Origin of the sequence: Mesorhizobium neociceri (genome assembly GCF_013520985.1) — a bacterium.
Classification (GTDB): Bacteria; Pseudomonadota; Alphaproteobacteria; order Rhizobiales; family Rhizobiaceae; genus Mesorhizobium; species Mesorhizobium neociceri.
Genome location: NZ_JACDTY010000011.1, coordinates 91685 through 109498, shown reverse-complemented (window position 1 = coordinate 109498; position 17814 = coordinate 91685). Strand labels below are relative to the sequence as shown.

The window sequence follows — 17814 nt, the reverse complement described above, 5'->3', positions numbered from 1 at the left end:
CTTCACCCTAAGCTGAATTGACCCTTCACCCCTGACATGCCAAAGGCCGCAAAGCCTTTCATCTGGAGAAGCCCTGATGACCGATCGCGTCGAGATCGCCGGATTGCGGATTGCCCGCGAACTCAATGACTTTGTCGCCGGCGAAGCGCTACCGGGCACCGGCATTGCGGCCGACGCCTTCTGGAACGGTTTTTCGGCCATCGTGCATGATCTGGCGCCGAAGAACCGGGCGCTGCTGGCCAAACGCGACGCCATGCAGGACAAGCTCGACGCCTGGTACCGCGCCAATGGCGCGCCGATCGACATGGAGGCCTACAAGACCTTCTTGCGTGAGATCGGCTATCTCGTGCCGGAAGGCCCGGCCTTCTCTGTCTCGACCGACAATGTCGACCCCGAGATTGCCGTCGTCGCCGGGCCGCAACTGGTGGTGCCGGTGATGAACGCGCGCTATGCGCTCAACGCCGCCAATGCGCGCTGGGGTTCACTCTATGACGCGCTCTACGGCACCGACGCCATCGCCGAGACCGGCGGCGCCGAAAAGGGCAAGAGCTTCAACCCCGCGCGCGGGGCCAAAGTGGTTGCCTGGGCGAAGAGTTTTCTCGACGATTCCGTGCCGCTCACCTCGGGCAAATGGGCCGGCGTCAACGGGCTGACGGTTTCTGGCAGCACGTTGCGGCTCAGCGCCGGCGCCGGCGGCACCACGCTGGCCAACCCGAAACAGTTTGCCGGCTATCGCGGTGACCCCGCCTACCCGGAAGCCATCCTGCTGGTCCAGAATGGCCTGCACATTGAAATCCTCATCGACCGCGCCAACCAGATCGGCCGCACCGATCCGGCCGGCATTGCCGACGTCATCCTGGAATCGGCGCTGACCACCATCCAGGACTGCGAGGATTCGGTCGCGGCGGTGGATGCCGAGGACAAGGTCGTGGTCTACCGCAACTGGCTCGGCCTGATGAAGGGCGACCTCGCGGAAGAAATCAGCAAGGGCGGCAAGACCTTCACCCGCAAGCTCAACCCGGACCGCGCCTGGACGGCGTCCAATGGCGGCGCGCTGAGCCTGCCCGGCCGCTCGCTGATGCTGGTGCGAAACGTCGGCCACCTGATGACTAATCCCGCCATTCTCGACCGCGACGGCCATGAGGTGCCGGAAGGCATCATGGATGCGGCGCTGACGGCGCTGATCGCGCTGCACGATGTCGGCGCGAGCGGTCGGCGGATGAATTCCCGCGCCGGCTCGATGTATGTGGTGAAGCCGAAGATGCATGGGCCCGAGGAGGTCGCCTTTGCCGTCGAGATTTTCGACCGCGTCGAGGCGCTGCTCGGCATGGCCAAAAACACCATCAAGATGGGCATCATGGACGAGGAGCGGCGCACCACCGTCAACCTCAAGGAGGCGATCCGCGCGGCAAAAGAGCGGGTCGTGTTCATCAACACCGGCTTCCTCGACCGCACCGGCGACGAGATCCACACCTCGATGGAAGCCGGGCCGATGATCCGCAAGGGCGACATGAAGCAGGCCGCCTGGATTTCCGCCTATGAGGCGTGGAATGTCGACACGGGCCTGGAATGCGGGCTGGCCGGCCACGCCCAGATCGGCAAGGGCATGTGGGCGATGCCCGATTTGATGGCGGCGATGCTGGTTGAGAAGATCGCCCATCCCAAGGCCGGCGCCAACACCGCCTGGGTGCCGTCGCCGACGGCGGCGACGCTGCACGCCACCCACTATCACAAGGTCGACGTCCATGCCGTCCAGGCGGCGCTGAAGAGCCGGCCGAAGGCCAGGCTCGATGACATATTGTCGGTGCCGGTGGCGGTGCGGCCGAACTGGACGCCGGACGAAATCCAGCGCGAGCTCGACAACAATGCGCAGGGCATTCTGGGCTATGTCGTGCGCTGGATCGACCAGGGCGTCGGCTGCTCCAAAGTGCCCGACATTAACGATGTCGGCCTGATGGAAGACCGCGCCACGCTGCGCATCTCCTCGCAGCACATCGCCAACTGGCTGCACCACAAGGTCTGCTCGCAGATACAGGTGATGGATTCGCTGCGCCGCATGGCGGCGACGGTAGACCTGCAGAATGTCGGCGATCCGCTCTACCGGCCGATGGCCGCCGACTTCGACACCTCCACCGCCTTCCAGGCCGCCTGCGATCTGGTGTTCAAGGGCCGCGAACAACCCAACGGCTACACCGAGCCGGTGCTGCACGCCCGGCGGCTGGAGCTGAAGGCGAAAGAGCGGAGCTGAACCGAGGGCCGGGCGTGCCGGCGTCCCCCTCCCCCTCGTGGGGAGGGTGGCCCGAAGGGCCGGGTGGGGTCGTGCGTGAAGCGCGCCGGAACCCCTTCCAGACGACACACTCGAAGCAATATCATCGCTGAGCCTCGTCCTCGCTCAGTTTCATAAAGGTCGAGCACTTTTCGGCGACCCCACCCGGCCGCTTCGCGGCCACCCTCCCCTCAAGGGGGAGGGTTACGCCGCCTGCGCCACGCGCTCCGACATCATGCGATAGGAAATCGCCTCGGCCAGGTGGATGCGGCCGACGGTTTCGCTGGCTTCGAGATCGGCCAGCGTGCGCGCCACTTTCAGCACGCGGTGATATGCCCGCGCGGAAAAGCCGAGCTTTTCGCTGGCGTCTCGCAGCAGCGACAGCCCAGCCGCATCCGGCACGGCGATGTCCTCTATGATAGCCGGCGAGCAATGCGCATTGGTGGTCGCGCTGGTGACGCCGAGCCGCTCGAAGCGTTCGCGCTGGATGGTGCGGGCACGGGCCACGCGCTGGGCTACGGCGGCACTTTTCTCCGCCCGGTCCGGGCGGATCAGATCGGCGGCCGAGACTGCCGGCACCTCGATCCTGAGGTCGATGCGGTCGAGCAGCGGGCCTGAGATGCGCGCCTGGTAGTCGGTGCGGCAGCGCTCGCCGCGCAAGCAGCGATAGCCGGGCTCGCCGGCCATGCCGCAGCGGCACGGGTTCATCGCCGCCACCAGCTGGATGCGCGCCGGATAGGTGACGCGGTGGTTGGCGCGCGCGATCATGCAGTCGCCGGTCTCCAGCGGCTGGCGCAGCGCGTCCAGCGTCTGCGGCGTGAATTCGGGAAATTCGTCCAGGAACAGCACGCCGTGATGGGCGAGCGAAACCTCGCCCGGCCTGACCCGCAAGCCGCCGCCGACCATCGCCGCCATCGAGGCTGAATGATGCGGGGCGCGGAACGGCCGCCGGTCGGTGAGCTTGCCTTCGCCGAGCTCGCCGGCCACCGAGGCGATCATCGAGACTTCCAAAAGTTCCTTCGGCGCCAGCGGCGGCAGGATCGACGGCAGCCTTTGCGCCAGCATCGACTTGCCCGAACCTGGAGGTCCGACCATCAGCAGATTGTGGCCGCCAGCGGCTGCTACCTCCAGCGCCCGCTTGGCGCTCTCCTGGCCCTTGATGTCTGAGAGGTCGGGCAGGTCGCGCGCCGAGACATGGATGCCGGGTTCGGGCCGCGACAGCACCTGCGTGCCGCGAAAATGATTGGCAATCGCAATCAGACTGCGCGGCGCCAGAATGTCGAAATCCTTGCCCGCCCAGGCCGCTTCCGGCCCGCAGCCGAAGGGGCAAATCAGGCCCTTGCCCTCCGCATTGGCGCCGATCGCCGCCGGCAGGGCGCCTGCGACCGCGGCAATGGTGCCGTCGAGCGACAATTCGCCGAGCACGACATAGGAGGCCAGCATGTCGCCCGGAATGGCGCCGAGCGCCGCCATCAGGCCGAGCGCGATCGGCAGGTCGTAATGGCTGCCTTCCTTGGGCAGGTCGGCAGGCGCCAGGTTGACCGTGACCTTCTTCGACGGCATCGAGAGGCCCGAGGCATGCAGTGCGGCCTGCACCCGCTCGCGGCTTTCGGCCACCGCCTTGTCGGCCAGACCGACGATCTGCATGCCGACCTTGCCCGGCGCGATCATCACCTGGACATCGACCGGCACGGCCTCGATGCCCTGGAAAGCAACCGTGCGAACCCGCGCCACCATTTTGCCCCACCCCCGGATACCGGCTCGCTCGGGTCTTTGTGGTTCAGGCCACGCGCGATGTCAGGCGAAGACAACCATAGATTTCAGGCTAAGGCAAGAACATTACAGGAACGCAAGTCTCAAATACTCCTTCGGGAATGATCGGATGGAAGGTGCCTCTTCGTCCCCTCGTTCAAAACAGGCTGGCGATGTCGACCGCGAAGCAGCGTTGTAAGTTGAACAAAAACGTGGCGATGATCGCGAAGCCAATTATGCTCGGGAGCACGATATGAGCGATCAAGAGTCGAAACATCAGACAGCTCAGCGTACAGACGTAATCAAGCAGCTTTATCGTGAATACGGAGCGGCGTTGGTAGCAATCATCACGACTGACGTGGACGGCGACGAACACATAGGAACGGCCTTCCACGTGGGCGATGGATCATTCGTCACTGCTCGACACGTACTGGATGGACAAGCCAAATGTCGTGTCGAGTTGGATGGCTATCGAATAAGCCATTTGGGTGGTGACGAAGATTTTGACGAGGAAACGATTGAAGGCTTCGATAAACTGGAGGTGCATGGATTGGGTCACCCGGATCCGATGACGGATGTGGCAGTTTTCTCGATACCCCAGCTCTCCGGCCTACCGGCGGTACCGCTCGGCTCCCACCTCGATGATTGGATCACGGACCATGATTTTGTTCTGAATGAAGTGCTTGTACTTGGCTTCCCCCCGATCCCGCTTTCTAAACGTTCGGTGCTGGTGGCAGCCCGAGGCCAGATCAACGCCGTAATTGATCTAATCAATGTGAATTTCGTTCATTTCATTGTGTCCGTCCCCCCAAAGGGCGGCTTTAGTGGTGGCGTCGTAATGTCCGAATGGGGTTTTGCGCTGGGGGTTGTAACTGCAAGTCTGGTTAAAAACCACTCACCCGAGGAACTCGGTTACTTGACTGTCTTGACGGTCGAACCGATCCTCGAATGTCTGGCTGCTCATGAGCTATTGCCTAGGGCTGTAGCCTTGACCTGGGACGGCTTGTTCACTCGGAAAGTAGCCTACTTCGGCAAGCCGGAGCACAGTTGGGCCCAAGCATGGGTTGAGACCGACAGAGATGGACACAGGACTCGAATGCAGTTGGCTTGCCCAGATGAACGAGTGGCGCGACGCGCACTAGATGCGGCCTTGGCTGCTGTCCCACACGTAAAAACTTCCTACTCGATTGTTGGAAAGGGCGTGCATGAAGTCTCGTTCCATGGCGAGTATGCTAGTCTAGTCGAGCCTTTGAAAACGGCGGCCGATGCGGCTTCAATGATTTTGATTGTGGCTGATTTCTTGCCGGTAGAAAGCCCAAGTGTCATCCACCGAGCGCTAACACGCGACTTTCTAGTGATGAACCTCGATCTTGCATCAAATCTACCTGACGCGTAATGGCTGCGAAGGCAATTGACGACGAGAGGCGGATTACTTCCGCTTCCCTTCCACCGCATCCCAGAACAGGCTGGCAATATCGGCGCCGCCGAAACGTTGCACTTCGCGCACGCCGGTCGGTGAGGTCACGTTGATCTCGGTCATGTAGTCGCCGATGACGTCGATGCCGACCAGGATGAAGCCGCGTTCTTTCAGGGATGGTCCGATGCGGGCGCAGATCTCGCGTTCGCGCTCCGTCAGCTCGGTCTTTTCGGCGCGGCCGCCGACATGCATGTTGGAGCGCGAATCGTGGTCGGCGGGCACGCGGTTGATGGCGCCGACGGCCTCGCCATCGATCAGGATGATGCGCTTGTCGCCCTTGCGCACGTCGTTGAGATAGCGCTGGACGATATAGGGCTCGCGCGACAGCTGGGCGAACATTTCGAGCAGCGAGGCGAGGTTGCGGTCGTCTTCCTTGAGATGGAAGATGCCGGCGCCGCCATTGCCGTAGAGCGGCTTGACGATGATGTCGCCGAATTCCTTGCGGAAGGCGGCGACCTCCTGGGGATCCTTGGTGATCAGCGTTTCCGGCATCAGGTCTGGAAATTCGGTGACGAAGATCTTTTCCGGGCTGTTGCGCACCCAGGCCGGGTCGTTGACGACCAATGTCTTCGGGTGGATGCGCTCCAAAATATGCGTCGTGGTGATGTAGTTCATGTCGAAGGGCGGGTCCTGGCGCAACAGGATCACATCCATCTCCGACAGGTCGGTGCGCACCTTGTCGCCCAGCGTATAGTGATTGCCCTTCTCGTCGCGGAGCTTCATCTCCTCGATGCGGGCAAACACCTTGCCGCCCAGCATCGACAACCGGTCGGGCGTGTAATGGAACAGTTGATGGCCGCGCCGCTGCGCCTCCAGCGACAGCGCAAACGACGTGTCGCCGGCGATCGAGACAGTGGAGACATGGTCCATCTGGACGGCGATTTTCAGGGGCATCTTCTGGTCTCCAGCGGGTCGAGCAAGTCCAGGAAAAGTGCGTAGCGGTTTTCCGTCCGGAATTGCGGCAAGGCAAGCCGCCGATATACGGAACTTGGCGGCTTCTGCCAATCGGCCAGAGCCTACAGCTCTGTAGCGGTTCGCTTGGTGCAAACGCTGGGAGACCGTTTCGAAATTCGCTCTGGCGAGTCAGATGATGGTGTTTTCGCGAACCGGAGCGCAGCGGACGTTTGGGTCCGTGAGCCCGCACATGACCCCGAAATCGATCTCGATTTCGGAAAGGATCATGTGCAAAATCAAAGTGCTACAGCGTCCTTTGCGCGTCCCAAGGACGCGCGGCGCTGTAGGAAGCGCAGAAAACGCCTTCAGATGGCCGCCAGCGTAGAATTTCCAAACGGTCTCAGCGGTCGAAGACCAGCCGGGAGTAACCGAGGAAGGACAGCGCCATCGCCACCAGCGAGGCGATGGCAAGTGCCGCCAGCGGCGGCATTGCCGGCAGCGCGAACAGGATGGCGCAATAGACGAGATAGTTGACGATGCTGGTGGCGATGCCGACGCCGCCATAGCGCGCACCCTCCTGCGCCACGCCGCGACGCGACGGCGAAAACGTCAGGTGCCGGTTGATCTGCCAGGTGACGCACAGCGCAAAGCCGATCGACAGCACGCGCGCGACGAAGGGGCCGAGTGGCGTCACCGCCAAAAGCAGCCAGAGAGCTGCGGCATCGGCAACGAAGCCGACGGCGCCGGCAAAGACGAAGCGGGCGAGCCTGCCCACGGCCTCAGGCGGCCCGGGGCGTCTTGCCCGGTTCGGCTTTCGGGGTTTCGCTCGTGCGCTCGCGTCGTTCGACCCGGCCCGACGGGACCGAGAGATAGAAGATGCGCTTCTGCTCGGCGCGTCCACGCGATACCGAATCCAGGATCAGTCCGGTCACCATCGCAAGCGTCGAAAGCAGCAGCAGGCCGACCGACAGCACCCAGGTCGGCATGCGCGGCACGAGGCCGGTCTGGGCGAATTCGATCAGCACCGGCGTCATCAGGGTAAGGCTCGATGCCATGAAAAATATCGCGAAGGCGCCGAAGAAGCGCAGCGGCTGCGTCTCCTTCATCAGCATGGCGAACATCCACAGGATCCTGGCGCCGTCGCGATAGGTCGACAGCTTCGACGACGATCCCTCCGGCCGGCGGCCATAGTCGAGCGCGATCTCGTTGACCGGCAGTTTTAGCTGCGAGGCATGCACCGACATTTCGGTCTCGATCTCGAAGCCGCCGGAAACGGCGGGGAAGCTTTTGACGAAACGCCTGGAGAAGACGCGGTAGCCGGAGAAGATGTCGGTGAAGTCGGTGCCGAACAGCCGCTTGTAGAGGCTGTTGAAGATGCGGTTGCCGAAGGCATGGCCCGAACGGCCGGCATCGTCGGTGACGCCGCGCCTGGTGCCCACCACCATGTCGCAGCGCTCGGTCTGCAAGATGTTGATCAGTTGCGGCGCATCTTCCGGTGCATAGGTGCCGTCGCCGTCGGCCATCAGATAGATATCGGCATCGATGTCGGCGAACATGCGCCGCACGACATTGCCCTTGCCCTGGCGCGGCTCGCGGATGACGATGGCGCCCGCCGCGCGCGCCTTGAGCGCGGTCAGATCCCTGGAATTGTTATCGTAGACATAGATCGCGGCCGACGGTAGCGTCTCGCGAAACCGCCGCACCACCTCGGCGATGGTCAATTCCTCATTGTAGCAAGGCAGGAGCACGGCAATGGCCGGCTCGTGGCGGACTTCGTGCGGCATTTCCGTCTCCCGATGCCCGGCGGAGCCTCCGGCCGCGCTCAAATGCGGCCTCGCTCAGGCGACTTTACTATTTATTGAAGCTGTTAAGGCTAGGTTTAAGCTGAACGTCTTTCCGACAAAGGCCATGATGATGAACGCAGCCAAGGCGGGTGCTTCCTCCTGGAAGTCCGATATGATGCTGGCGCTGCTTGCCATGCTGGTGGCGCTGGCCGTCAATGCCGCCACCGGCTTTCGCGAGTTGAGCAATGCCGGCGGCGACAATGACAGCCTGCTGCGGCTGGTCGAGGTCCGCGACATGCTGGCCGGACAGGGCTGGTTCGACCTGCATCAGTACAGGATGGGCCTGGAAGGCGGCTTCGTCATGCACTGGTCGCGGCTGGTCGATGCGCCGCTCGCCGCCATCATCCTCGCCGCTTCGGCGCTGACCGGCAGCATGGCCACGGCCGAGGCGATCGCGCAGGTGCTGTGGCCGGCGCTGCTGTTTTGCTTGGCGGTGTTCTTCCTCGCCCGTGCCGCGCGCAGCTTCGCCGGTGCCGGCGCTGTACTGCCGGCCGTCGTCATCGGCGCCGCGGCGCTGCATTTCATCGGCATCTTCTTGCCGGGTGCGCTCGATCATCACAATGTCCAGCTGATGCTGACCATGGCCAGCCTCAGCCTGCTGCTCGAGGCGCCCACGCGCCGCTGGGCGGCGCTGATTTCGGGCCTGTGCGCGGCGCTGACGCTGGCCGTCGGCATGGAAACCGCGCCCTATGTCGCCACCATCGGCGCCTGCATCGCCTTGCTGTTTGTCGTCGATCCCGGCGGCGAACGCCGGATCGCAAGGGATTTCGGTCTGGGCTTTGCCGGGGTTTCGGTGCTCGTCTTCGTCACCACCATCCCGCCATCGGCCTGGGGCCAGGCGCAATGCGATGCCTTCTCGGCCGTGCAATTCGTGGTGGCGGCAATCGCCGGACTGGGCCTTGCCGTCGTGACGTCGCTCAAGGCGTCCAATGGCACGGCCAGCCGCCGCCTGCTCTCGCTCGGCCTGCTCGCGCTTGTGCTGGGCGCCGTTGTCGTGGCGCTGTTTCCGCAATGCCTTGCGGCTCCCTACGCAAACCTCGATCCGCGCCTCAAGGAATTGTGGCTCGACCACATCGACGAGGCGCAGTCGTTGTTCTACATCGCCGTCAACGACCCGGCCTCGGTGGCGGCGCGCTATGTCACACCGCTGGTGGCGATCGCGCTGATGGCGCTTCGCCTGCGCGGACCGTGGCGCCGCGAGGACAGCCTTGTCGGCGCCTTGCTGGTCGTCGCCTTCATCGTTAGCGCCTGGCAGGTCCGCGGCTCGACCTTCTCGATCGCCTTGGCCGTCATCCCGCTGTCGGCCTGGGTCGCAAGCTGGCGCGAGCGGGCGAGGATCAGCCCTTCGCGCAGCGTGTCGCTGCGCATGGCGGCGGTCTGGCTGGTGTCGGTGAATGCCGTCTGGGCCGGCGCTGCCGCCGCGACCACGAGGGTATTCGAGGCCAACAAGGTCTCCGTCGAGGCAAAGGATGCCGAAAGCGATCCGGCCTGCACGCGCAAGGTCTCCTTCGCGGCGTTGGCCGGGCTGCCGGACACCACGGTGCTGGCCATTTCCAATCTCGGCTCGCCGATCCTGACCTATTCCGGGCACCGGGTCTTTGCCGGCCCCTATCATCGCAACATCGCCGGCGACCTGCTTGCGCTCGATGCCTTCCTCGGATCGGCGGACCAGGCGAGGACGATTGCGGCGGATCATCACGTCGGCCTGGTGGCGCTCTGCCGCGGCAGCGCCGAAAGCAAGGTGCTCGCCGCCAAGGCGCCGCAAGGCTTCCTGGCCCAGCTGATGCAGGGAAGCGTCCCCGATTGGCTCGAACCGGTGGCCGAGACGCGCGGAAACCCGGTCGAGCTCTACCGCGTCCGCTAAAGCATCATTCGCCAGCGAAAAATCGATTTCGCGATACGGTTCCTAAACGCTTTGCTGCCAGTCTCAGCGCAAATTTCGCAAGTCAAAAAACAGGGATACCGATGCAAACGACGTTTGGCACCGGGCAGGCAAGCAGGGAAAACACCGATCTGGCGTTCACCGACACGCTGACCGGGCTTGGCAACCATCGCCGCTTCTTCGACAAGGTCGACCGCCTGATCAGCGACCGTGCGGACGATCCCGCGCCTTTCACCGTCGGCATTCTCGACCTCGACGGCTTCAAGCCGATCAACGACCTGTTCGGCCACAAGGCCGGCGACGACATCTTGATCCAGGTGGCGATGCGGTTGCGCGCCTCGATGGACAGCCATTCCACCGTCTGCCGCATCGGCGCCGACGAATTCGCCTTCCTCTATCCGATGGTGTTCTCGGAGGAAGCCGCGGCCGAGAAGTCGCGCATGATGATCGAAATCCTGTCGGCTCCCTACGATGTCGGCGAACGCACCGCCAGGCTCTCGGCCTCGGTCGGCTGCTCACTGTTCTATTCCGGCGACGAAACCACGGAAATCCTCGTCAACAAGGCCGAAACGGCCCTCTACCACGCCAAGCGTTCGGGCCGTGGCCGCGTCGTCGTCTACACACGCGAGATGGAAGAGGCGGCCAAGCGCGTCACCCGCATCGAACAGGCGCTGCGCCGCGCCGTCTCGGCCGGCGAGGTGGAACCCCATTTCCAGCCCATCGTCGATTTGAACACCCGCCGCACCATCGGCTTCGAGACGCTGGCGCGCTGGACCGATCGCGACCTCGGCGTCGTCCCGCCGACCGTGTTCATTCCGATCGCCGAGGAGCGCGGCATCATCGGCCCGCTGTCGCAGCTGGTGTTGCGCAAGGCGACCGAAGCGGCGCGCAGCTGGCCGAAGGACCTGTTCCTGTCCTTCAACCTGTCGCCGTCGCAGCTCGTCGACCAGAACACCGGCCTGCACATACTGTCGATCCTCGACCGCACCGGCTTCGATCCGCGCCGGCTGGAGATCGAGATCACCGAAACCGGCCTGATGAATGATCCGGCCTCGGCGGAGAAGATCGTCGAGGATTTGCGCCGCGTCGGCATTCGTGTCTCGCTCGACGATTTCGGCACCGGCCAGTCCTCGCTCGGCCGCCTGCGCGAATTCCATTTCGACAAGCTCAAGATCGACCGCGCCTTCGTCTCCTCCATCCTCGACGACCGTCCTTCGGAGCACATCATCCGCGCCATTCTCGCTATGTGCGAAGGGCTCGGCATGGATGTCGTCGCCGAAGGCATAGAGGAGGAGGCACAGGCCGACCGCCTCGTCCAGTTCGGCTGCGCCGGCGGCCAGGGCTACCTGTTCGGCAAGCCGGTCGATGCCGACGCCACGCTCGGCTACCTCCGCGATTCCTATCGCGGCGCCCTCTACGCCAAGGCGATCTGACCGGCGGTCTGCCGTGCATCGAGCAAGTCAGCGGTTCCAGGGCGGGCGGGCTTCGTCCGCCATTTTGCGTCCTTTTGTCTGACATAAGCCGAAGATATTAACGTTTTCGCCCTTGCTCCCCGGACTTGGCTGGCTAGGATGCGCGCCGACCGGATCGGGAGTAGGAAAATATGATGCCATCGGCGGATTTTGCCGACCTTAGGGGAGCCTCGGTGTTGATCACCGGTGGCGGTTCCGGAATTGGCGCGGCACTGACCGAAGGTTTTGTGCGTCAAGGCGCCCATGTCGCCTTCATCGACATCGCCGATGGCCCAAGCATGATGCTTGCCGACCGCGTCGAAAAGGCGCTCGGCCGGCGGCCGCTCTACCTCAAGACCGATCTGCGCGATGTCGAGGCGTTGCGTGCTTCTGCGGCCAAGGCGGCTGAGACGCATGGCGACGTCACCGTGCTGGTCAACAATGCCGCGTGGGACGAACGCCACGATGTCGCCGACGTCACCGTCGAATTCTGGGACAACAATCTTGCCGTCAATCTGCGTCCGCATTTCTTCACCGCGCAGGCGGTGGCGCCCGGCATGAAGCGAGCCGGCGGCGGTTCGATCATCAACTTCACCTCGACCTCCTATCTCATCAACCACCCAGATATGCCGGCCTATACCACCGCCAAAGCGGGCATACTCGGCCTGACCAAGGGGCTTGCCGGCAAGCTCGGTGTCGACGGCATCCGGGTCAACGCGATTGCGCCGGGCTGGGTGATCACCGAACGGCAGAAAGAACTCTGGGTCACCGAACAGGGCCTTGCCGCCCATGTCGCCAAGCAATGCATCAAGCAGGTCATGCAGCCCGATGATATCGTCGGCACCGTGCTGTTCCTGGCCTCCGACGCCTCGCGTATGCTGACGGCGCAAATGCTGATCGTCGACGGAGGCTTCCTGTGAGCCCGGCGAACCAGAATCCAATGGGGAAGACGCCGGCCGTCGCCGCCGTCGATTGGGGCACGACCCGCATGCGGGTCTGGCTGGTCGACGCGGCGGGTGGGGTGCTTGCCGAACGCCGCGGCGATGACGGGCTGATCACCGCGCAGCAGAAGGGTTTTGCCACCATCCTCGAAGGCCATCTGGCCGCGCTCGGCGCACCGGCGACGTTGCCCGTCATCATCTGCGGCATGGCCGGCTCGCGCCAGGGCTGGCTGGAGGCGCCTTACGTCACGGTGCCTGCGCCGATCGGCGCCATTCTCGCCGGCGCTGTCCGCATTCCCGGCCAGAGCCGCGACATCCGCATCGTGCCCGGCCTGGCGCAGCGGCTGGCCGATGCGCCGGATGTGATGCGCGGCGAGGAAACCCAGCTTGCCGGCGTCGGTTTGCCGGCTAAGGGACGCCACCTCGTCTGCATGCCCGGCACCCACTCGAAATGGGTTCTGGTCGAGGATGGGGCGGTCGATGGTTTCTGCACCTGGCCGACCGGCGAGCTGTTCTCGGTTCTGGCCCAGCATTCGATCCTGCGCCATTCGCTGGGCGAGAACCCGAAGCCGGTCACCCCGGACAATCCGTTCTTCCAGGACTGGTGCCGCAAGGCTTTGGCCGAAGGTGGCGATGTCACCTCGCGGCTGTTCTCGATCCGCGCCGCGGGCCTGCTGCAGGACCTCAAGGCGGATGAAGCCGCCGCCTGCTTGTCCGGCCTGCTGATTGGTGGCGAGATCGCCTCGGCAGGCCGCCGTCATGGCGAAAGCACCACCGCAATCGTGCTGGTTGCCTCCGGTGCGCTTGCAACTCTCTACCGGCAGGCGCTTGACCTTGCCGGGCTTGCCGTCAGGACGGTCGACGCCGACGAGGCGGTTCGTGCCGGCCTGATCGAAGCGGCGCGCGAAAATGGCATGATCGCCAAATGAACATGACCCACCAGAGCGGAGTGACCGCGTGACCCAGACCGCACCTTTCCCGAAGCTCAAGCGTGGTCTTGTCGCCATTCTGCGCGGGCTAAAGCCCGGCGAGGCTGTCGCCATCGGCCAGGCGCTGTTTGACGCCCGCATTGAAGCCATCGAGGTGCCGCTCAATTCGCCGGAGCCGTTTGTATCGATCGCCAGCATCGTTGCAGCATTGCCCAAAACGGCGCTGGTCGGCGCCGGCACGGTGCTGACGACGGCCGATGTCGATGCGCTGCACAAGGCTGGCGGCAGACTGCTGGTCAGCCCCAACATCGATGCCGGGGTGATGGCCCGCGCCATGCACCATGGCATGGTCACCATGCCTGGCGTGTTCACGCCCACCGAGGCTTTTATGGCGATCCGGCTTGGGGCTTCGGCGCTGAAATTCTTCCCGGCAAGCGTGCTCGGCGCCGGTGGCATCTCGGCAATGCGTGCCGTGCTGCCGGCCGATACCGTGGTGGGCGCCGTCGGCGGCGTTTCTGAGAAAGACTTTGCCGGCTATAAGTCAGCCGGGGTGACCGCTTTCGGTCTCGGCTCCAGCCTGTTCAAACCCGGCATGAGCGTTCACGAGGTGGCCACGCGCGCCCGGGCGGCGGTGGCGGCCTGGGATGCAGCCTTCGGCGGAGAGGCATGATGGAAAACGTTTCGGTTTTCTCGAACCATGTCTGCGAACTCGGCGAGGGCCCGAGCTACGATCCCGCCACCGATACGCTCTACTGGTTCGACATCGTCAACGGGCTCTTGCTTGAGCAGGGTGTCACCTCAGGCGCGCTGAAGGTCCACGAGCTCGGCCAGATGGCCAGCGCCATTGCCATCGTCGACGACGAGCGCCAGCTGATCGCCACCGAGACTGGCCTGCATGTTCGCGACGTGGCGACCGGCACGCTGACGCTGCACACGGCGATCGAGGCCGACAATGCGCTGACGCGCTCCAACGATTCGCGCGTCCACCCTTGCGGCGCCTTCTGGGTCGGCACCATGGCCAAGAACGAGGGCAAGGGTGCCGGCTCGATCTACTGGTTTTTCAAGGGCGAGTTGCGCACGCTTTACACCGGCATCACCGTGTCGAACTCGATTTGTTTCTCGGAGGATGGCACGGTCGCCTACTACACCGACACCGCGACTGGCCTGTTGATGCGCGTCGCCTGCGATCCGGCGACCGGCCTGCCGGTCGGCGAGTCCAAAGTGTTCGTCGACCATCGCTCCTCGAAGGGCTATGTAGACGGCTCGGTCGTCGACCGCGACGGCGTGCTATGGAACGCCGTCTGGGGCGGCAAGGCGGTCAAGGCTTATGCGCCCGACGGCACGCTGCTGCGCGAAATCCCGATGCCGGCGGGGCAGTCCTCGTGTCCGGCCTTTGTCGGCGCCAAGGCCGACCGGCTGGCGGTAACCTCGGCCTGGAAGGGCAAGGACGACAAGCAGCGCAAGCTCGACCCGCAGGCCGGCATGACGTTCCTGCTCGACATCCCGGTCAACGGCCGCTTCGAGCCGCGCGTGCTGATCGCCTGACAGGCGCGCCGGCGCTTCGTTGTCCGGTTGTCACGCAACCGCCCGGCCCGGTCGGTTTCCTGAAAGCCGTTCGCGCCGACCGTGCGATGGTAACCGCTTCTATCGCCGGGAGCCGTCCATTCGATGCCGCACAAAACGCCGACTCTGATCCTCGTCCACGAACCGGAAAAGGCCTGTCTCGACCGGCTGGTCGCCGATGGGTTTGCCGCCGAACGTGCGCTCGAAATCTCGTCCTATCTGGCACAGTCGACCGACCTTGCACCTGAATTCGATGAGCTAGTCGCGGCTTGCAAGCGGCGCGGCCTGGCCTTCCTGCCGGTCGAGCTGGACGACGCGGCAGCGGCGCTGGCCAACGCCGATCCGGCAACCACGTTGGTGTGGACGCTGACCGATGGCATCGCATATTTCCGAGGTGCGGCGGCGCCCGCGCTTGCCCGGCTGAACGGGCTCAGAACCATCGGTGCTCACGATGCACTGTTCGCGCTCTGCCAGGACAAGTTCCGCTCCGGCGCCGTGCTCGGCGCGCTCGGCCTGCCGGTGCCGCAGGCGGGCCTCGCCCGCGATGGCCACTGGTTGGCCGAGCCGCCGCCCTCGGAAGCTGGCTGGTTCGTCAAGCCGAACCGACTCGGCTCCAAGGTCGGCATCTGGCCGGATTCTCGCTGCCATGACCTGTCCCATGCGCTGGAGCTTAGCCAGCGTGTCTATGCCGCCTATCGCGACGATGTCGTCGTCCAGCCCTATGTCGCCGGCCGCAATGTCCGCGCCAGTTTCCTCGGCATTGACCCGGACACTGGCGCGGAAGCGCTCGGCATCGTTTTCGTTGACTCTGGTGGCGATTTTCAGACCATGGCTGACTCGATGGCGCTTTACGGCGACACTGGCGAGGCCGCCAAGGCGGCCGGAAACTACAGCGAGCCGGTGCTGGAGCCGGTCGTCGACACCCAGCCGGGCGCTGCCGCAACCATCCGCCGTATCGCCGAGCGGCTGGTGAGCGGGCTTGGTCTGCGCGACGTGTTTTCCATCGATTTCAGGGTCGAGGCCGACGATCATGTCCACCTCATCGAGTTCGAGGTCTGCCCCGGCCTGCCCTGCTTCGATTTCCGTGCCTATTGCCGGCAGCAATGGGGCATGACACTGGCCGATGCGATGGCGCAGACGGCGGCGAACCGGCTGAGCCGCCGGTCCATCTGAACAGGTCGCGCAAATCAGCTGCGCCTTGACGGTCTCTGCTCCACCTTTAGTCTCGCGTCACAGTCCTTAAGGAAGGTCGCGCGATGAACACGCCAGCCAGCACCCTCCATCATCACATCAGACGCATGGCCGGGCGCGACCCGCATGAGGCGCATCGCGTCGCCACGCCGCTCGAACTGCTGTTCGACCTGACCTTCGTCACCGCCTTCAGCCTTGCCTCGTCGCAACTGGCGCATGCTCTGGCGGAAGGGCACTACGCGGCAGCGCTGCTCGGCTTCGGCTTTGCCAGCTTCGCCATCTGCTGGGCCTGGATCAACTTCTCCTGGTTCTCCTCGGCCTACGACACTGACGACTGGATTTTCCGCCTCGTCACCATGGTGCAGATGATCGGCGTGCTGGTGCTGGCCATCGGCCTGCCACGCATGTTTGCCTCCATCGAGCATGGCGAACACCTCAACAATTCGGTGATGGTGCTGGGCTACGTCATCATGCGCGTTGCCATGATCTTCCAATGGCTGCGCGCGGCGCGGCAGGACCCCGTGCGGCGGCGTTCCTGTCTAACCTACGCCATAGCCATAGCCATCGCCCAGGTCGGCTGGGTGGTACAGATCCTGGTCGATTTCTCGCTGGAGACAAGCCTGGCTTTCGGTGCGATCCTGCTTCTCATCGAGCTTGCCGGGCCGGTGATCGCCGAACGCCGGGATGGTGGCACGCCCTGGCATGCGCACCACGTGGCCGAGCGCTACAGCCTGTTCGCCATCATCGCGCTCGGCGAAGGGGTGGTCGGCACGCTGGCTACGCTGTCCGCCGTGGTCGAGGAGCAGGGCTGGAACCTCGACGCGGCCTTGATCGGCGTTGCCGGAATGGGCCTCACCTTCGGCATGTGGTGGGTCTATTACATGCTGCCTTCGGGGACGGTGCTGCACCAACACCGCAATCGTTCTTTTGTCTGGGGCTATGGCCAGATGCTGATCGTCGCTGCCATCGTCGCCACCGGCGCCGGGCTGCATGTCGCGGCCTATTTCATTGAGCACAAGGCCCATATCGGCCCGGTGGCAACGCTGCTCTGCGTCGCCATTCCGCTAGGCGTGTTCCTGGCGGCGATCTATGCGCTCTACTATTATCTCGTCCAGCGCTTCGATCCCTTCCATGTCTGGCTGCTGGCGGGAACGGCGGCGGTTGTCGCTCTTGCCGTTATCGCAGCACTTGCCGGCATCGACATGGCGGTCTGCCTCATCGTCCTGACGCTGGCGCCGGCCGTCAGCGTGGTCGGCTATGAGATGCTGGGGCACCGCCATCAGGCGGAGGTGTTCGCAGACCAGAAATCGGGGCAGCACTAGGTCAGAGGAATCTCAGATACCCTCGACCAGCACGATCTCACCGTCGGCCACTTTCTGGCGGATGGCGACGGCGCGTTGGTATTCCGGCGAGTGATAGCAATCATGCGCCACCGCCAGCGATTCGAATTCGATAATGACGTTGCGGGCGCGGCCTTGGCCTTCGGCCTTTTCGTGCTCGCCGCCACGTGCCAGGAATTTTGCGCCGAAGCGCTCGAAGGCCAGCTTCGACGCCGCGACATAGTCCTTGTAGCCTTCGGCATCGCGCACATCGACGCGTGCGATCCAGTATCCCTTGGGCATCT

At 64.2% G+C, this 17814-nt stretch carries 15 protein-coding genes; 10 read left to right on the top strand and 5 right to left on the bottom strand.

Features of this window, described 5'->3' with window-relative positions; genetic code table 11:
* Nucleotides 1–76: 76 nt before the first annotated feature.
* Nucleotides 77–2248 (top strand): malate synthase G, encoded by a 2172-nt coding sequence (locus H0241_RS21680; RefSeq protein ID WP_181059881.1) that lies wholly within the window; start codon nt 77–79, stop codon nt 2246–2248.
* Nucleotides 2249–2470: 222 nt separating this feature from the next.
* Here H0241_RS21680 and H0241_RS21675 read toward each other — a convergent pair whose 3' ends face one another.
* Entirely contained in the window at nt 2471–4003 is a 1533-nt protein-coding gene (locus H0241_RS21675; protein ID WP_181059880.1) for a YifB family Mg chelatase-like AAA ATPase, read from the bottom strand.
* Between the two features lie 268 nt (nt 4004–4271).
* Between H0241_RS21675 and H0241_RS21670 the strand changes: the two genes are divergently transcribed.
* Nucleotides 4272–5414, top strand: coding sequence for a S1 family peptidase (locus H0241_RS21670; RefSeq protein WP_181059879.1), 1143 nt, complete (start codon nt 4272–4274; stop codon nt 5412–5414).
* A 33-nt stretch (nt 5415–5447) separates the two neighbouring features.
* Here the strand turns inward: H0241_RS21670 and gshB are convergent, their stop codons facing one another.
* From gshB to H0241_RS21655, 3 genes are all read right to left on the bottom strand, one after another.
* Nucleotides 5448–6389, bottom strand: a complete 942-nt coding sequence (gene gshB / locus H0241_RS21665; RefSeq protein ID WP_181059878.1) for a glutathione synthase — start codon at nt 6387–6389, stop codon at nt 5448–5450.
* Nucleotides 6390–6789: 400 nt separating this feature from the next.
* A complete protein-coding gene (locus H0241_RS21660) occupies nt 6790–7164 on the bottom strand; it encodes a GtrA family protein (RefSeq protein ID WP_181059877.1) in 375 nt (124 codons plus the stop codon).
* Between the two features lie 4 nt (nt 7165–7168).
* Nucleotides 7169–8173, bottom strand: coding sequence for a glycosyltransferase (locus H0241_RS21655; protein WP_181059876.1), 1005 nt, complete (start codon nt 8171–8173; stop codon nt 7169–7171).
* A gap of 130 nt (nt 8174–8303) precedes the next feature.
* Between H0241_RS21655 and H0241_RS21650 the strand changes: the two genes are divergently transcribed.
* The 8 genes from H0241_RS21650 to H0241_RS21615 all read left to right on the top strand — a co-directional run bounded on the left by H0241_RS21650 (nt 8304) and on the right by H0241_RS21615 (nt 17512).
* Nucleotides 8304–10097: a GtrA family protein gene (locus tag H0241_RS21650; protein ID WP_181059994.1), complete on the top strand. Its 1794-nt coding sequence runs from the start codon at nt 8304–8306 to the stop codon at nt 10095–10097.
* A 101-nt stretch (nt 10098–10198) separates the two neighbouring features.
* The gene (locus H0241_RS21645) at nt 10199–11548 is read left to right on the top strand and encodes a putative bifunctional diguanylate cyclase/phosphodiesterase (RefSeq protein ID WP_181059875.1); all 1350 of its coding nucleotides are present in this window, start codon (nt 10199–10201) and stop codon (nt 11546–11548) included.
* A 170-nt stretch (nt 11549–11718) separates the two neighbouring features.
* Complete coding sequence (locus tag H0241_RS21640; RefSeq protein ID WP_181059874.1) at nt 11719–12486, top strand: SDR family NAD(P)-dependent oxidoreductase; 768 nt, start codon at nt 11719–11721, stop codon at nt 12484–12486.
* A 20-nt stretch (nt 12487–12506) separates the two neighbouring features.
* The gene (locus tag H0241_RS21635) at nt 12507–13436 is read left to right on the top strand and encodes a 2-dehydro-3-deoxygalactonokinase (RefSeq protein ID WP_181059873.1); all 930 of its coding nucleotides are present in this window, start codon (nt 12507–12509) and stop codon (nt 13434–13436) included.
* Nucleotides 13437–13464: 28 nt separating this feature from the next.
* A complete protein-coding gene (locus H0241_RS21630) occupies nt 13465–14106 on the top strand; it encodes a 2-dehydro-3-deoxy-6-phosphogalactonate aldolase (protein ID WP_181059872.1) in 642 nt (213 codons plus the stop codon).
* Nucleotides 14106–14981 (top strand): SMP-30/gluconolactonase/LRE family protein, encoded by an 876-nt coding sequence (locus H0241_RS21625; RefSeq protein WP_181059871.1) that lies wholly within the window; start codon nt 14106–14108, stop codon nt 14979–14981. The genes H0241_RS21630 and H0241_RS21625 overlap by 1 nt, the downstream gene beginning before the upstream one ends.
* A gap of 123 nt (nt 14982–15104) precedes the next feature.
* The gene (locus H0241_RS21620; RefSeq protein ID WP_181059870.1) at nt 15105–16172 is read left to right on the top strand and encodes a D-alanine--D-alanine ligase family protein; all 1068 of its coding nucleotides are present in this window, start codon (nt 15105–15107) and stop codon (nt 16170–16172) included.
* An 83-nt stretch (nt 16173–16255) separates the two neighbouring features.
* Complete coding sequence (locus tag H0241_RS21615) at nt 16256–17512, top strand: low temperature requirement protein A (RefSeq protein WP_210285026.1); 1257 nt, start codon at nt 16256–16258, stop codon at nt 17510–17512.
* 12 nt (nt 17513–17524) lie between these two features.
* Here the strand turns inward: H0241_RS21615 and H0241_RS21610 are convergent, their stop codons facing one another.
* Nucleotides 17525–17812, bottom strand: coding sequence for a DUF1330 domain-containing protein (locus tag H0241_RS21610; protein ID WP_181059869.1), 288 nt, complete (start codon nt 17810–17812; stop codon nt 17525–17527).
* Nucleotides 17813–17814 lie beyond the last annotated feature (2 nt).

What these genes read in the sequence shown, in the direction of transcription:
- H0241_RS21680 (WP_181059881.1), top strand. Translation starts at nt 77, where the DNA reads ATGACCGATCGCGTCGAGATCGCCGGATTGCGGATTGCCCGCGAACTC.
- H0241_RS21675 (WP_181059880.1), bottom strand. Translation starts at nt 4,003, where the DNA reads ATGGTGGCGCGGGTTCGCACGGTTGCTTTCCAGGGCATCGAGGCCGTG.
- H0241_RS21670 (WP_181059879.1), top strand. Translation starts at nt 4,272, where the DNA reads ATGAGCGATCAAGAGTCGAAACATCAGACAGCTCAGCGTACAGACGTA.
- gshB (WP_181059878.1), bottom strand. Translation starts at nt 6,389, where the DNA reads ATGCCCCTGAAAATCGCCGTCCAGATGGACCATGTCTCCACTGTCTCG.
- H0241_RS21655 (WP_181059876.1), bottom strand. Translation starts at nt 8,173, where the DNA reads ATGCCGCACGAAGTCCGCCACGAGCCGGCCATTGCCGTGCTCCTGCCT.
- H0241_RS21650 (WP_181059994.1), top strand. Translation starts at nt 8,304, where the DNA reads ATGAACGCAGCCAAGGCGGGTGCTTCCTCCTGGAAGTCCGATATGATG.
- H0241_RS21645 (WP_181059875.1), top strand. Translation starts at nt 10,199, where the DNA reads ATGCAAACGACGTTTGGCACCGGGCAGGCAAGCAGGGAAAACACCGAT.
- H0241_RS21640 (WP_181059874.1), top strand. Translation starts at nt 11,719, where the DNA reads ATGATGCCATCGGCGGATTTTGCCGACCTTAGGGGAGCCTCGGTGTTG.
- H0241_RS21635 (WP_181059873.1), top strand. Translation starts at nt 12,507, where the DNA reads ATGGGGAAGACGCCGGCCGTCGCCGCCGTCGATTGGGGCACGACCCGC.
- H0241_RS21625 (WP_181059871.1), top strand. Translation starts at nt 14,106, where the DNA reads ATGGAAAACGTTTCGGTTTTCTCGAACCATGTCTGCGAACTCGGCGAG.
- H0241_RS21620 (WP_181059870.1), top strand. Translation starts at nt 15,105, where the DNA reads ATGCCGCACAAAACGCCGACTCTGATCCTCGTCCACGAACCGGAAAAG.
- H0241_RS21615 (WP_210285026.1), top strand. Translation starts at nt 16,256, where the DNA reads ATGAACACGCCAGCCAGCACCCTCCATCATCACATCAGACGCATGGCC.
- H0241_RS21610 (WP_181059869.1), bottom strand. Translation starts at nt 17,812, where the DNA reads ATGCCCAAGGGATACTGGATCGCACGCGTCGATGTGCGCGATGCCGAA.